This window comes from Paenibacillus sp. Soil724D2 (assembly GCF_001427935.1).
Classification (GTDB): domain Bacteria; phylum Bacillota; class Bacilli; order Paenibacillales; family NBRC-103111; genus Paenibacillus_E.
Genome location: NZ_LMRY01000012.1, coordinates 265,146 through 280,785 on the forward strand (window position 1 = coordinate 265,146; position 15,640 = coordinate 280,785).

Consider the following 15,640-nt stretch of genomic DNA (forward strand, 5'->3'; position numbering starts at 1 on the left):
AATAAAATTAATTCAGAGGGAGTATGGTGTTATGAGTATAGGACTAGAGGAGTATTATAAAAAGAATTTTATCGGATTGATTAATACCTACATTAGGATGGTTAATGAGAGTGATAAGTATGATTACATTGGCAAAGGAATAATAAATAATGAATGGAAATCACAAATCAAGGATAATGGTGATACGTTTGTTGCAATATTAACTGTGAATGGGAGGGAAAAATATTTGAATTTCGAAGAATATGAATGGAAAACTAAAAATCCAAATATATATGTGAAGTTGAGATTTGGAGAGTTATTATAGTTGAAATGAAATCTTTTTGAAATAAAGCGTAAATCTTAATATTAAGATAAGTAATGTTTTGGAGTTATTCAGGTATAAATTAGACCTTTCAATGATGTATTGAAGTTTTAAAAAAGCAGATTTCACGAACTGATATTCAAAGTAAGGATATTAAGGGGAGCCAGGCGCTCTCTCTAACGCTGACATGAAAAATAATGGCTCTTGTAAATAAGAGCTTGTTAAAGCCCTCAATTTTTCAGGAGAACCTGATTAATTGAGGTTTTTTGTTACTTCACCATAGCGACGTTTATTTCCAAGATTTTGAGTAATACTGAAAAGTATTCATAACTGGAACATATTCTGTCATTTTTCAGGGGGTTGGTAAATGGACTACAACTGGAGTACTAAAAAAGATTGGAGCAAAGAGGATAAGTTATACTCGCGGAAACGAAATGTCTCTAATAAAGGGAGCCGAGAATTTGAGCATCTAATTGGGACTATTTACAGCCATAAAATGAACCGCGGGGTTCAATACGAATCGTTTTGGGGAGAGTGCCTTTTTTACTATTTACTGGAACTTGATCCGCTGACAATTAGGTACTATGAGCAGCCAGTTATCGTTCCAATAAATAGATTAACTAAAGATCATTTACTAAAAGAAGAAGGACACGTGCCAGATGTTCTTACTTTCAGAGATGGTTTAAGACCTAATTTGATTCAGATCAAGGGTGGAAATAAGAAGGTTGAGCAGAAACTCAATCTTTTTAAGGCTTGTGAGGATTTCGCCAAAGAACAAGGTTGGGAATATAGTTTGGTAAATCCAAAGGTAACAATACCAGAGATCATAAAGGAAAATATTCTATGGCTAGTGAATTATTTGCGGCCAAGGGAGTATTTTTCTGATTTAATTCCTGAAGTTAATCGTCGAGTAAAATACCTTCATAAAGTAGAAGTGATTCGGTTAGCGAAAAGTTTTGAACCAAAAGTAGATTATCGACATGTGCTACCTCTAATATTTCATTTAATTGCAGCTGGCTCACTGTCGACAAACATAAATAAAAAAATTGACCATTCAAGTGAAGTTTCGTTGGGAACTATTTTCGATGATATTAATTTATTAATTGAGAGGGGGTAGGCGAGTATGAAGTTACATAATCCATTAGCAATTGATGATGAGTTCTACTTGAATGGTGTCAAGTTCATCGTTCATGATATCCAAGCACCGAATATATTTTACTATCGTGAAGAAGGCGATAAAAAAATAAGGGAAATTAATTACATTACCTTACTTGAGGATCTTACATTTAAAGGCCCAGATAAAGTCGTGAAGATATCTGCTAAAAATGAATCTAACGTTGAAAAAAAAGTAACATTCATGTTAGATACCTTAATTCCAGATAGAAAAAGGAAGACCGTGCTGCGGCTCAATTTGATCAAGCCGATACTTCTGTACGATAAAGCTAAACAAGGGGATATGTACGCTTTAAATTCCTTTAATGAAATATATAAGGGATATCTAAAGGGTAATGAAACAATTACTAAATTAACTAAAAAAGAACTATTGGCGCGGGTTTCCAAGAATTCAAAGGAAAGTGGAGATAAGAAAATATCACCAAGACAATTGGAGAGATATCTACAAGCTTACTATGAGTCTGAAAACAACAGGGAAAACTTTGGAGTTGAAGGCCTTATCTCAAAAGCCTATTATAATGCTCATTCTAGGGAGGATGAGAAAGCTATCCAAATTCTTCATCCTAAAAAGGATGAAATCATCCTAGATACAATATACTGCAGGGTTGAGAATGAAGAATATGTTCCACTAATCGAGAAAGGAATCAAGCGCTTCTTATCAAAAAAAAGAAGGAAAATCACTCATCTGCATTCTGATTTGGAGATTTTATGTTCTGCCCAGAAATTAGATCCGCTACTTTACGATACTGTTTATAAAATGGTTAAAAGAATTAATGTACAAATTTATGATAGGTTATCGAAAGGGATTATGGAGGCTGAATATCATGATCCAGTAACACAAAGAGTTTCAGGGTATTTCGCCAGATGCCCACTTAATGTTATTGAAATTGATCATGTTAAACTTCCTATAAAATTGATTGATGAGACAACTGGTAGTGATCTTGGTGAGCCATGGCTAACTCTTGCTATTGATGTGTATACCAGGATGATTTGGGGTTTTGACCTCTCTTTTCAAAGTCCATCTGGTCATAAAGTAATGTGCGCTATTTACAATGGTATATGTCTGAAACGAGCTAAAGAAATGTATGGAACAATTAATGATTGGGAGATGCATGGAATCCCAACTGTTATATATATGGATAACGGACCTGAGTTTAACAATACATTTGTAAAAAGCATGATTGAAGATGAACTACATGCAGAAGTGAGATATAGACCTGTAGCTACTCCTCGTTATGGGGGAATAATTGAAAGATTTTTTAGAACAATCAATGATGAGTTTTTAGATCAATTATTGGGATTCTATAGTAAAGGGAATAGCGTAGAGGAGCGTCAAGCAGCTAAAAAAGAAGCTATCCTAACTCTAAGTGATTTAACCGAACTGCTTGTTCGTTATTTTGTTGATGTTTACCATTTTGATACGCATAGGGGCTTACCACTTGATCAAGACACCCCTGCTGTGCGATTTCATCAGGCTATTAATATAATGGGCTACCCTCCAAGTATTCCAGCTAATCAAGAGGAAAGTTACTTGATTAAGTTACTTCCAGTGGACATGAAGTCTTACGATAAGGATGGGATTCGGGAGGAAAATGTAAGATATGCTTCTCCAGAGACCAGTCGTTTTGTTAATACACGACTGAAGAAAAACGTAAAGATTAAGTTTGATGTGCGTGATATTTCTAAAATTTATATTTTGGATTCAACCAATCAGGTTTATATAGAAGTGCCATCCATTTCTCCACCTGCTGAGCAAGTACAAGGTATGAGCAGAGATCTCTATAAAGCGATTCGTAAAGAATTAATTGCGACAGGTAAAATCAACAAAAGACAAATACTAGGTACTGATCAAATTATTGAGGGAAAGAGATTAATTCAAGAGCGATTTGAAAAAATGGTGAACAAAAATGCCTCAATGAGAAAACATATATTAAATAAAGGAGGTACTTTGTCTGTATCCTTATCTTCAGTTGAGCCTCTAAAAAGAACTACACCGTCTAAAGCTCAAAGTTTAATTGAAAAATACAATAACCAACGTAATGGTACAGGAAAGTAAAGTGCAGAGGCCAAAGTGCCTCTTTTATTTTAACTATCAAGAGAAAGAAGACTAAAAGGAGAATAACACAATAATATTTAGGCAATGCTTTTAAAAATTATTTACAAGGAGTGATTAAGTGCCTATGACGAGTAAACTGCATAAAGAGTTTCAGAATCGAATTAGTAACTTATTTATTGAACATGATGAGGTCAAAAGAATATGGAAAAGATTGGATAAAAATCGTGGAAATAAAAGAGCAGGGGTACTGAGCGATGATTCCCCCATACATTTATTCATTGAGGGAAAGTCTGGGGCTGGAAAATCCATGACCTTAAAAAAATATGTGAAAAAGAATAAGGGTTGGACTGTCGTAGATGAGGAAGAGACAGAAACTGATATTAAACCTGTAATCTATATGACCCTTCCTGTTCCCTTCACATACAAAGGTTTCTACAATAACATTCTTAAGGCTATGGGTATGCCTGCTCGTAATGCGGATGTTGATCGAATAAAAACACAAGCTTTCGAAATGATGAAGGAATTAAAGGTTGAAATGCTTATTATTGATGAGCTTGATTACTTATTAGCTTCGACTTTTGTCCAGCGAAAGGCTGTCATGGAGAATATTAAAGATATTGCAAACTCGGCGGATGTTTGTTTAGTATGCGTTGGGACTCTTGCTATTGAAGAGCTTAGAACCCTGAATACCCAACACATCCGACGATATCCTAAAACAGTTTTAAAGCATTTTGAGAAGTGTGATGACTCGTTTAGAGAATTCATTAAAAATATTGAAGTTGAACTTTCTCCACCTCCAGGGCTACTGGATTGGTCTAAAGATGAAAATATTTTTTCTGAGCTAATTTACGAACTTACTGGAGGGTTAGTTGGATGGATTAAACCTATACTAAGGGAAGCTTTCGATATTATTGGAGTTATGGAGGAGGACTTTAATGATTTTAATATTTTGAAGAAATTAGATGGGACAGTCATAGCAGAAGCTCAAAAAAATATTATTGGAGAGTTTGCTGATAACGATATGGCTAAAATTCTGGCTGATGAACTAGAATCAAAAGAAGAAGACTCCGCGTAAGTGGTCTTACTTTTTTGGTTGAAAAGATATAAGCGGTGGCATAATTGCCACCGCTTATATCTTTTCTTCAAACATGTTGTATACAAAGTCTTTGATTTTTTTTACATCTCTACTTGGGAGTTTAATTAGTACATCAATGATCTTCTCAATGTCAGAAGATTTTTTATCTCCAGAAGATTTTAACTTAGTGTATTCAAATAAATCATAAACTCCAACTTCTAGCGCATTAGCAATTTTTATTAAATTAGCTAGAGTAACATTCTTTTGAGCACGTTCTAGACCACCGATGTAGGTGTAATGAAACCCGGAAATCTCAGCTAGATATTCTTGAGAGTACCCTCTTGCTTTTCTTAAATCACGAATCCGTTTTCCAAGTAGTACCTGATCTCGATCGGACATTGTCTACACCTCATAAAAAGTTTAGACAACATCTGAGTAGAAAAACATGTTTGCATAAATAACAAAAAAAAAAAAATGTTATGTATACGTATCAATTTGATGTGTAATGGTAACTCTAGTATTAATAGATTCATAGGAGGAATTCATATGGAGACTAAAAAAGACGATATTATTAGCTTGTTCATTCCTGCGTTGTCAGAAATAACGGAAAAAGGTATTAAATACAAGGACAAGTATTATTCCTGTCATTGGGCGGTACGCAATCAATGGTTTCAATTGTCATCAAATACTCGAATACTAAAGGTGTTCGTCGACACAGCTAATGAAGACTATCTCTTAATCACTTTGGAGAATGGTTGTTTAGATATTGCTCTCCAAATACAACATTATAAAGTCGATGGTGAAAAGCTAGATGAGTATTATCAGCTACTGGATAATATAAAAAAACAATTGAAAGCACGTAAAAGGAAGAGAATGTAATGGATTTGAATTCTCTTATGCCAAAACGTCCGAAACATTTTCATGATGAGAGTATATCTGGTTATTTATTTCGTTTATTTAAAGCAAATTTTTTTATGCCTAATTCAAACTACTTAAGGGATATTGAACTGACACACGCACAACTACTGAATAATGAAATATCGGAGCAAGTCTTGTTGAAAATTTGCCCATGGGTTTCGATTGTAGAAAGTATTTCTATAAATAATACAAATCGCATTCTATTACCTCTAAACCAGTCTTGGTACAATAAGATAATTCAAAAAAATAATCTCAAATTCTGTCCTCTGTGTGTTCAAGAAAATTTTTATCATCGCCTAGAGTGGTGTATCTTACCTTTAAGGATGTGTACTAAACATTTTGTATTACTTCAGGAAGGTTGCTGCAGCTGCAACCAGCCCTTAGACCTGTACGATTTTATTCAGCGACGTTGTAAGTTTTGTTTATCGAGACTTAATCGAATTAATTTGGATCATATTCAGTGTGATGTCTTTTCGGGTTCGCAATTAAGCCTTGCAACAACCCTAATTCATAAAGAAAAATCAGCTATTTTTGAACTGCAAGCTAATGACTATTTAGAATTAGTGTTCGCCAGCTTTATGTTCTTAGACGGGTTAACTGATTTCACAGGTTTTTCTCATGAGACATTAGATATTTTCCATAATCGCAAAAGTAAGACGAAAAACAGTTTGAATCATGCTATAGCCTTTTCTAATGCCGACTGGATGTATGCCAAGTTCCCAATTCATTTTTTCCATGTGCTTGATTTATTTCTGTCGAAGACTAAAGGTATGAAAAGATATGGCGCATTTCAGAACTTTGAGAAATTAGTCAAACGCGGTTGTTTTTCTGAAATAAGAGAGGCATTTCATAATTATTGTATTCAGAAATTGGAATGCGGTGTAATTAGGCGAGATTTTGGGGTGTTTAGGGAGGAGCCTGAGTTACTTCAGAAACGAAAAGTAATCCGCCGTGAGGAGGTTAAGATTGAAAAGGGGGTTACTTATGGGAAATTGTTTCGACTAACAAAGAACAACTTGGTTCTAATGAATCAGAGTAAGAAGAATGAATTTTATGTTGATCAGACTACCCTGAATAAGTATCTTGAGGAAGAGAAAAGATGGATTACAAAAAAAGAAGCCTCGCTTATCCTTGGTATTCACGCTGCTTCAATAGAAAGTCTCATTCGCTCTAATTTGCTGCAAATAAGTTTGAACTACTCGGGGAAATCAAAACGGATAAATCTGGATGAAGTTAATCAACTCGTTACACGATGCAGAGGCCGATTAGTAAGAATCATTTCGACTGATTGCATAAATTTCCATAATGCCTTAATTAAGTACACAGTGTATAACTTATCAATTACATCACTTTTACAATTTATTTTATCCGGTAGGCTAACACCAGTTCGTTTAAGCTCTAAGGTAACACTTCGTGACTTGTTTTTTGAAAACGATGAGATTCATAAATGTTTGATAGATCTTAAAATAAGTAAACAAAAAGAGCGTGGCTATTTTTATTCTGATTTGCTTAAAGCATTTAAGATTGGAGAAAAACGACTTCGTCGTTTGCTCGAAGAACATAACATACAGCCGGATATTATTAGTCACTATAAGGATGGGAGGACTAGATTTTTATACAAAGAAACGACTAAATTGAGAATTCAAGAAGCTTTATTAACATGGAAATCGAATGCTGGGCAGATATAAGGAAGGCAAGGGTGATTTAAGTTACTGATACTAATTGACTTAAAGGTGGAGTGTGATCAGCTTGACAATATTAGGAATAGAGGCTTTTATTCAATCAGGTGCATACAGAGAATTAAAGCATCTCGAAGAAAAATCTAATGTGCTAAAATGTCTAATTCGTGATAAGCAATCAGCTTTAAGAAGGAAACGGATGGTTTGGACAAGCATAGGGGTGGTTGGACAATTCCAAATAAATAAAACATACGAGTATAATTTCATTGAAATGAATGAGTACCTATATGATCTTGGAATCCTTCCTAAAATTGCTTCAATAAATGGAGATTTATTATCACAAGAACAGGAAGTAGAGCTTAAACGGTTATGCACTCCTGGTAAAAGTTATGTTAGATATACCCCTAATCGTGTAGGACGGGATGAATGTCATAACCCTTTGGATGAATACAATCATTATCTTTCTATGTCACTTAGTAATAAAGTTAGTGTTTGGAAAGATATGCATCTAAGAAAAAGCGTTTTAAATAATGCTTGGGAGAGAGAAAGGAAGCAAGCTGTAAATATGGACCTTTTTCATATATCGAGTAATATCCCGATAAAAACAGGTTCACTTTCTTTAATTAAGACATTGGAAAGATTCCAAGCAGCACATGTCCTACAATTATTCGGACCGAATGTATTAGTTCATTGTGCAAGGGTTGATTACATGATATTAGAAGAATACGCGGCAAGAGGATACTTGAAGAAGTCAGATCTGAATTCATTCAGAAAAACTTTAGATATCCAAGAAAGTTATCATCTCATGACTATGCGCTCTGAAAATGCTAGACGTAGATATTGGGATTCAAAAGTAAGAAGACTTTCTAAGCTAAGTCAGTTATCTTGAGAGGCTGAACTGCATCGATACCGTTTCATGCGGGATATATCGCCATGAGGGCTGTATGCCTCGATGGTTTTATTTTGATATCGATGAAATAGAAAATATATTCCTCATTGGCCGAAAATGGCCTGTGGGGGATTTTTTTATTTTTTAGTACTTGTATAGCGAATACGTGTTCGGTATATAATGAATAACACGAACGTATGTTTGTGTTAGTGGTGAGTATAATGAGTGTTTTATCAAGAACTGAGAATGAAGAGGATGTTCAAATTATTAAAGAATATACGCTATTACCGATTTTGCTCGATATGTTAACCAGGGACATGGAGGAGCTGAAAATTTACAAAGATAAAATTGTTTATAATCATGTTCTCTATTATTTGAAAGAGATGGAGAGCGCTATTTACCCCCAATTACAAAGTATTAAGAACAGTATGAAGAAGAGAGATATCAAAGTGCTTAACACAACTACGAATGCAGTCGGTATTAACGTAGAATACAAAGTCCGTGGTTACATCTATTATTTCACAATGCTTAGAAGCTTGGTTAAAGCAGAACTAATGACTATGCTGATGAACATGCGGAGGCGCGTTTAGATGAGCAAAAAATGTGAAAGAACAATATTCCTTTCAGATTGTCAGTCATTCTATGCAAGCGTTGAAAAGGCTACTCATCCAGGCCTTGATAATTTGCCTGTTGTTGTAGCTGGGGATCCGGCCAGGAGATCAGGAATTATTTTGGCGGCATGTCCTATCGCTAAAAGCTTTGGCATTACTACAGCCCAGCGTCTTGGTGAGGCCTTACAACTTTGCCCAAATGCTATTGTAATGCGTCCGCACATGCAGCGCTATATAGACGTATCGCTCGCGATAACAGGTATATACGAAAAATATACTGATCTCGTAGAGGTATTTTCAATCGATGAGCAGTTCTTGGACGTGACCGGTTCACTCAATCATTTCGGTTGTACGCCAGATGAATTGGCAGTTATGATTCAACAGAAAGTTGCTGCATCAATGAACGTTCGAATTCGAGTAGGAATTGGACCAACTAAAATACTTGCAAAGCAGGCAACTGATAATTTCGCAAAAAAAAATGCCAGTGGAATATTTACGCTAGGCAAAGATGACGTTGAGCGATTCCTGTGGCCGTTATCCATCGATAAGATGTACGGAGTTGGTTCACGAATGACGCGCCACTTTGTCGCACTTGGTATGACCACGATAGGTCATGTGGCTAGAACCCCACTAGCGACACTAAAACAGAAATTTCGTGCACGATTTGGAAAGCAATCGGATATTCAAGCGGAAGTAATGTGGAGAACGGCAAACGGACTAGACGATAGTCCGGTTACGCCTGGAACGTTTGATATCGCACCAAAGTCGATAGGTCACGCTATGACGCTTCCTCGCGATTATTTGACAGTTGAAGAGGTTGACATAGTACTTTTGGAATTAACGGAAGAAGTGTGCCGCGATGCTAGATCAAAGGGGTTTACAAGCGGGACAGTTCACGTTTTCTGTATGTGTTCACCTTATGACTCTCCAACCGGTTTCAGTCAACAACGTAAGATGCCAATGAATACGAATCATACCTTAAAAGTTTACAACTCGGTGCGCGAAATATTTCGTCGCAATTGGAACGGATTGCCTGTGCGAAAGGTAGGCGTTACACTTGGAACTCTTGCAGAGGAAGATGTTACTCAACTTGACCTGTTCGAAGATGTGACGAAATTGCGTGAGCTGGATCGTGTAGTGGATGGCATAAAGGACCGTTTTGGTAATACAGCAATCATTCGTGCTTCGAGTCTTATGAAAGCAGGATTGGCAACGGACAGGGCCGGTAAAATTGGGGGGCATTATAGATGAGCAAAAAACTAGAAATGAATGGTCTATGGGAATCAAGTCGTATGATGCTTCCTCAACATAAAGAGTCCGCAATAAGAGGTCAGAAAGAAAAGCAATACATTCAGCGACAAGCACTCGATGAGCAAGAAATTCATTTCATTTCTGCTGCACTTAGCCAGTCCCAAATATACAAAAGAACTGTACAACTCACGATATATGACAAATACCAGTCACGCACTGTTTCGGGTATAGTGACGCGCAGCAAGCATGGAGAATTTCGATTGGATACCGTTGATCCGTTCAGCGGGGTAGAGGATTGGGACTGGATCAGATTTCAAGATGTACTGAAGGCGGAGCTAAGTAAAGAATGGACAGAAAATGAGATGATTGATCCGTAGAATAATCATTTAATAATTCTCACCTCAACCAAATTACCAAGCGCTTAGGATTATAATTCAATCACATCCAATAAATAAGATAAATTAGTTATTTACAACTAATGGTTAATTATATTAATGTATCCTTAAATTCAGAAGCACTGGTGAACAAGCCCAAGGGAAAGCATCCCTTGGGCTTGTTTTTGTTTTAATTTCGCATTAGCTTTGGAAATCATTCGATTGGCATTATTGTCTTGAGAAGATAAATGTTAGTCTGAAAAATATAGTTGTAGACTGGCAAGTGGCGTTAAGCTATTCCAGCTAATAGCTTGTCAATATTTAATTATTAATGGCGGATTCATGAGATGGTATACTTAAAAAAGTGCATGGGAAAGAACCGTCCCATAAAGCACGGAAAGACATTCCATATATTTCTATTTCTTGCGCTTACTCTAAACGGAACGCTTCCTTAGTAGTTAAGATGGCAAAAATCCAGTGGATGAGTTTATTCACACAAGCAATTATCGCTACTTTGAACAGCTTTCCTTCAGCACGCTTCTTATCATAATAAGCTCTTAGTTTTTTATTTCTATTACTACGAATACCACATCGTACAGCTTGATATAGGGCAGTACGAAGCCTCCTAGAACCGTGCTTAGTTATTTTATTTATGGTTGCTGTAAACTTGCCTGAAGAAAAAACACTTGGATCTATACCAGCAAAGGCAACAAGTTTCTTAGCGTGATTGAACCGATCGATTTCCCCGATCTCAGCTAAAATTGTTGCAGCAATTTTAGTGCCAATCCCGGGTATCGATTGGATTAAATCATATTCAAGTAACGCTTCAGCTAGGGCCTCTATCGATTTATTTAGGTCTGCAAGATGGTCTTGGTATTGAAGAAGCAATTTGATGAGCAGCTGCATGGAGATCAGATGACTTGGAAAAGCCGTCTCCTTAAAGGGATTTCTCCTTGCTGCTGCTACTAAGATTTGAGCGCGCTCTAGACACCATAAAGCCGATTTGCCACGTCCTGTAAGGCGCCCGATTGTTGCTGCAATCTCCTTCTCATCCAGTTCCAGAACCTCTTTAGACGTTGGGTGTAAAGCCAGAAATCGAAGGGAAACCTTTGAATAAAGGTCACCAAACACGCCATGATATTCAGGAAAAACTTGATCCAGAATAGCCTGAAACTGTAGTTTAGCTTGGACATACATTCCCGTTAAAGATTCATGTTGGCGTGTTAGATAGCGTAAATTCATGAGATGCTGACCCCGCTTTTTGTAGGGTTCAAACTCTTCTTTATAGAACAACGCTCCCAAAAGATGGGCATCAGCGGCATCCGTCATCAATCGTCGCAAATTGGTTTTCTTGGCGTTATGTGAGATTAAAGGATTAATGACGATATTCAGATACTGATGCTCATCTAGAAACTGAACAACAGGGCTATGATAATGACCTGTTGCTTCCATCACAATGGAGGGACGCATTCCTGCAGCGGATTCCACCCCTCTCAAATAATTCAGAAAAGACGCTAATCCTTCAAGATCATGCTTAAACTTAAAGATCTTTCCATGAGGTACTCCACGATCTAAAAATGCTTGTGCATGGCTTTCTCCCTTGGATACATCCAAACCAATGACTGGATTCATGACATCACTCCCTGAGTATTTTCACCGGCAACCCCTAACCTTCTTGTCTTCCACACTATCGCATGTGATACGGGATTCATGTCCCAACCAGCCTAACCATGGTTGAACAAGTAGGGGGGATGAACTGAATAGCTCTCGGGATCCAAGTCCCACGGGCAGATACGTTCGATCCCCGGCTACCGCTATCTTACGGCCTCAAAAAAATGAGGTCGACCAGAAATATCTGGTGACCTCATAATACGAACGGGCAGATTAGTGGAATAAAACACACAAAAAAGGGGCGACTTCAAGGAGCGCCCCTTTACTTGATATGCATAGTTCCCTCATTACTTTTTTATTTATTTACTATTTCGGTGTCTTCTTTAGCTATCGCAAACCAACTCGGTAATGCTTGAATTACATTCCAGAGTTTTTCAGGAATATCGAGCTGGTTTAGCTTCGAAACCTTCAACTCCGTATTGATTTTATCCTCTTGTCCATTTGTGACCATTTCAACCCATTGAGGATTCATAATTAACGCCTGACCTATCGCGATTAACGGTAAACCTAATTCTAAAGGTTTTAGCGCATCATCTGGGGTTCTCATTGAACCAGCAGCCATCACAGGTACTTTGTCATTTGCTCTTTCAAGAATCAATTCAAGCCGTGTTTTGTCATCTTGGCTGTTTTTCGGTTTTGAAGCTACATTATCTAATGAAGCATGGATATAGTCTAAATTCTGCTTGATAAGGCGATCAATTAATTCAAATGTATCTTCCATTGTTAATCCGCCTTCCCTCGATGATTCTTCAGGGGAAAATCGATATCCTAAAATGAATGGCTTTGTAGCATGTGTTTCAATTACCTTTTTGATTTCTTCAATAATCGCCAATGGAAAACGCAAGCGATTTTCAAGTGTTCCTCCCCATTGGTCCGTCCGTTGATTGGTCGCTGGCGACCAGAAATTTTGAATTAAAAATCCATGAGCCCCATGAATTTCGACGCCATCAAATCCTGCTTCAATCGCTCGTCTCGTTGTGTCGCCAAAAGCACGAATAATCGACAAGATTTCCTCATGTGATAGCTCTCTTGTTTCTGCACTTGGACCCAAAACAGTAACCTCGGGTTTCATTGCATTGGCACTAACTGCATCCAATTCAGGCAAGGCTTTATTACCTGCATGAAAAATTTGTAGTACCGCAGGGGAGCCTCCACTTTTCGCTGCATCAGCTAATTTTCGTAAACTTGGAATAAATTCATCATTGTATCCAGCAAATTCATTCGTAAAACCTTGCCCATTAGGTGTAACATGAGTACAACCTGTAATGACGAGTCCTACTCCATTTACTCTTAGTTTGTAATACTTTACCTCGTCATCCGAAATGGTAAGGTCGTCATTACCTGACCAGGTTGTCATAGGTGCCATAACGATTCTATTCTTAATAGTTATTCCGCTTCTGAATGTGAAGGATTCAAATAACCTACTGTATTTTTGATTCATTTCTTAACCTCTCTCTTAAATATTCTTCTAATGTTGAAAGTTTGTCTGGCTGCTATTTTTACCATACGTTATTCTGAGCCATCGCAACTCTCCCTTATTACAAGTTCTACTTTAGTATATTTGGTTGACGTAACAGGAAGTCAAGTTTTAATTTTCGTATGATTATATATAGTATTATTGAATTTTCATTCTCCTTTATGATATCATTTTAGTTACAGTAACTGTAACTTAGGGGCGAGTAAATGTTGTATTCAATGAAATATGTAGTGGAGAATTTAAATGTGTCTGCAAAGACGCTTAGATTTTATGAAGAGCAGGGGATTTTAACAAATATATCTCGTGATGAAAAAGGTCGTAGAGTTTATAACGAACAAAATATAGATTGGATTTCTTTTATTCGTTGTCTCAAAGAGACAGGAATGCCTCTTTCTAAATTAAAAGAATATAAGGATCTTTATGAATTGGGGAATACTACCTTCTTGCAAAGAAAAGAAATGTTGATGCAGCATAAATTGGAAGTGCAGAATAAAATTGAAGAAAGCTTAAAACACATGGAAGAAATAACCTATAAAATAGCAATGTATGAACTTCAGAAAGAAGAAGTTAGGAAAAATCCTAATTATAACTTTAAATGTCACCTGTCTGAAGATTAAATTGTGAAATAATGTACTTACGCTAACGAGAAACGATAGTGGAGGAGCTTTGCAGCAATGCAGCTCCTCTTTTTTCTTAAAGTAACGGGCAGGATCCAAGTGTTGATACAAGAACTCATCCTGTTTACATTCCCGAACTCATGTTACTACCAATATATGGTATAATATGTTCAGGGTTGGTTTATAGGGAAGGAGGGGACCAGAGTTGATATTATGGTTTCGACATTTACACAATAGAAATGAATCACTCCGAATGAAATACGTTCGGAGTTGTTTTTTATTCACATAAGCTTACAAAAGTCTCGTGGATATATTGCGCATAATGGAGCGTCAATTTTTTGGCAGTAGTTCTTTTTGATGCTGCGGATCTACCTGAATTGCTCAGTTGTACCGATAAAAGAAGGCTTAGCACGTCAGAATCGTGATCTCAAGTAAGTGGATATGGGTTTACCGTTCTGTATAAGCTTGATACAATAGAAAATACTATGCACTAATATTTCATATAGATTGGGGGGTCTAAAAATGCAAACTAAAAAAGACCTTTTAGATATATGGTTGTCCTTGGCACAGATCTATTCCAATGTAACCGACAAACTGGAACAAGCTCTGCTGAAGGAATATGATTTATCTTTGAAGGAGTTTTATGTTTTGAATTTCATTTCAAAATCGGAGGACAAAGAATTACGATTACAGCAACTCCAAGAGTTGGTGGGCTTAAGTCAAAGCGCTACTGTCTGATTGAGACGGAAGGCACCGTTGTTAATCACGTTGATGCTTCCAATCAAGCGGATGTACCTATCATTTACGGTAAAGAAGCAGTGGACGGATGGACATACGTGGTGACCGAAGTACACGCGGCAGGGAGAAAAATCATTCCTTTAGATCTGGCACATGGGCGTGCAGGCAATGTAAATGATTATTCGGAAACCGAAATCAGAGACATCGTTAATGCATTTGCCAATACAGAAACTGAACCCAAACACATCGGATTTGACGGAATTGAAAATTAGGTGAAGCGACTCAATGACAATCACGACAAACTTTCTTACAGGATTTATAATATATGCGGACTTGAAAAGCAACTTCGCTATATTTATGTGGTGATAAAGGGAAATTAAATCTTTGATTAAAGATATCGTACTGCAGGACTGTGATCACCGTATGCATCTAAAGATCCAAAACATTAAACAACTCGTTAGATTTAAACTAGATAATAATATATCTGTGCAAGTATCCAATATTGCACAGGAGCTTGGGATGAGTATTAAAGAATTTCATAAAAAAGATTCGAGTTATAAAAAATCAATTTATGATGAGATTAACGATCAAACAATCAAATTAAAGATTGACTTGACATCATCAAAACATAAATTCTTATACTCATGATATTTAGGTGTCAATTGACAGTAAAATATAGAAGCATCTTTAACTGAATTAATATTTGACTGCAATTTCGCGGGTCAAATGCAATTGTTACTTTGTCTTTCCCTTTAATTAATTCCTCTGTGAACCAGCCATTTTCCTCTGCTATCTGATCATTAGATGAAT

Annotated in this window: 15 protein-coding genes and 1 pseudogene; 13 read left to right on the forward strand and 3 right to left on the reverse strand. The window is 36.7% G+C overall.

The features are described 5' to 3' along the window. The first annotated feature begins 31 nt into the window (after nt 1-31). The 4 genes from ASG85_RS14295 to ASG85_RS14310 all read left to right on the forward strand — a co-directional run bounded on the left by ASG85_RS14295 (nt 32) and on the right by ASG85_RS14310 (nt 4,605). Nucleotides 32-304 carry a hypothetical protein gene (locus ASG85_RS14295; RefSeq protein ID WP_060646583.1) on the forward strand — a complete coding sequence of 91 codons (273 nt, stop codon included), beginning with the start codon at nt 32-34 and terminating at the stop codon, nt 302-304. A 364-nt stretch (nt 305-668) separates the two neighbouring features. Continuing rightward, nucleotides 669-1,418, forward strand: a complete 750-nt coding sequence (locus tag ASG85_RS14300; protein WP_060646584.1) for a hypothetical protein — start codon at nt 669-671, stop codon at nt 1,416-1,418. Nucleotides 1,419-1,424: 6 nt separating this feature from the next. Beyond that, the gene (locus tag ASG85_RS14305; protein ID WP_060646585.1) at nt 1,425-3,530 is read left to right on the forward strand and encodes a Mu transposase C-terminal domain-containing protein; all 2,106 of its coding nucleotides are present in this window, start codon (nt 1,425-1,427) and stop codon (nt 3,528-3,530) included. Between the two features lie 124 nt (nt 3,531-3,654). Next, entirely contained in the window at nt 3,655-4,605 is a 951-nt protein-coding gene (locus ASG85_RS14310) for a TniB family NTP-binding protein (protein WP_060646586.1), read from the forward strand. A 54-nt stretch (nt 4,606-4,659) separates the two neighbouring features. On the opposite strand, the gene ASG85_RS14315 is transcribed toward ASG85_RS14310, so the two are convergent. Then, the gene (locus ASG85_RS14315) at nt 4,660-5,004 is read right to left on the reverse strand and encodes a helix-turn-helix domain-containing protein (protein WP_060646587.1); all 345 of its coding nucleotides are present in this window, start codon (nt 5,002-5,004) and stop codon (nt 4,660-4,662) included. 147 nt (nt 5,005-5,151) lie between these two features. On the opposite strand from ASG85_RS14315, the gene ASG85_RS14320 reads away from it, so the two are divergent. The 6 genes from ASG85_RS14320 (at nt 5,152) to ASG85_RS14345 (ending at nt 10,330) form a co-directional block, all read left to right on the forward strand. Next, nucleotides 5,152-5,484 (forward strand): hypothetical protein, encoded by a 333-nt coding sequence (locus ASG85_RS14320; RefSeq protein ID WP_060646588.1) that lies wholly within the window; start codon nt 5,152-5,154, stop codon nt 5,482-5,484. Continuing rightward, a complete protein-coding gene (locus ASG85_RS14325; RefSeq protein ID WP_060646589.1) occupies nt 5,484-7,211 on the forward strand; it encodes a TniQ family protein in 1,728 nt (575 codons plus the stop codon). The genes ASG85_RS14320 and ASG85_RS14325 overlap by 1 nt, the downstream gene beginning before the upstream one ends. A gap of 61 nt (nt 7,212-7,272) precedes the next feature. Beyond that, nucleotides 7,273-8,091 carry a hypothetical protein gene (locus tag ASG85_RS14330; protein ID WP_060646590.1) on the forward strand — a complete coding sequence of 273 codons (819 nt, stop codon included), beginning with the start codon at nt 7,273-7,275 and terminating at the stop codon, nt 8,089-8,091. A 221-nt stretch (nt 8,092-8,312) separates the two neighbouring features. Further along, a complete protein-coding gene (locus ASG85_RS14335; RefSeq protein WP_060646591.1) occupies nt 8,313-8,681 on the forward strand; it encodes a hypothetical protein in 369 nt (122 codons plus the stop codon). Further along, the gene (locus ASG85_RS14340) at nt 8,682-9,953 is read left to right on the forward strand and encodes a DNA polymerase IV (protein WP_060646592.1); all 1,272 of its coding nucleotides are present in this window, start codon (nt 8,682-8,684) and stop codon (nt 9,951-9,953) included. After that, a complete protein-coding gene (locus ASG85_RS14345) occupies nt 9,950-10,330 on the forward strand; it encodes a YolD-like family protein (protein WP_060646593.1) in 381 nt (126 codons plus the stop codon). The genes ASG85_RS14340 and ASG85_RS14345 overlap by 4 nt, the downstream gene beginning before the upstream one ends. Nucleotides 10,331-10,756: 426 nt before the next feature. Here the strand turns inward: ASG85_RS14345 and ASG85_RS14350 are convergent, their stop codons facing one another. Both ASG85_RS14350 and ASG85_RS14355 read right to left on the reverse strand, forming a co-directional pair. After that, entirely contained in the window at nt 10,757-11,959 is a 1,203-nt protein-coding gene (locus ASG85_RS14350; RefSeq protein WP_060646594.1) for an IS110 family transposase, read from the reverse strand. Between the two features lie 334 nt (nt 11,960-12,293). Next, nucleotides 12,294-13,439 (reverse strand): NADH-dependent flavin oxidoreductase, encoded by a 1,146-nt coding sequence (locus tag ASG85_RS14355; RefSeq protein WP_060646595.1) that lies wholly within the window; start codon nt 13,437-13,439, stop codon nt 12,294-12,296. Between the two features lie 254 nt (nt 13,440-13,693). On the opposite strand from ASG85_RS14355, the gene ASG85_RS14360 reads away from it, so the two are divergent. The 3 genes and pseudogenes from ASG85_RS14360 to ASG85_RS37840 all read left to right on the forward strand — a co-directional run bounded on the left by ASG85_RS14360 (nt 13,694) and on the right by ASG85_RS37840 (nt 15,102). Continuing rightward, complete coding sequence (locus tag ASG85_RS14360) at nt 13,694-14,092, forward strand: MerR family transcriptional regulator (protein ID WP_268796109.1); 399 nt, start codon at nt 13,694-13,696, stop codon at nt 14,090-14,092. 522 nt (nt 14,093-14,614) lie between these two features. Continuing rightward, nucleotides 14,615-14,821, forward strand: a pseudogene (locus ASG85_RS14365) (MarR family transcriptional regulator); the annotation flags it as partial. A 107-nt stretch (nt 14,822-14,928) separates the two neighbouring features. Continuing rightward, nucleotides 14,929-15,102, forward strand: a complete 174-nt coding sequence (locus ASG85_RS37840; RefSeq protein ID WP_162257256.1) for a hypothetical protein — start codon at nt 14,929-14,931, stop codon at nt 15,100-15,102. Nucleotides 15,103-15,640: the final 538 nt, after the last annotated feature.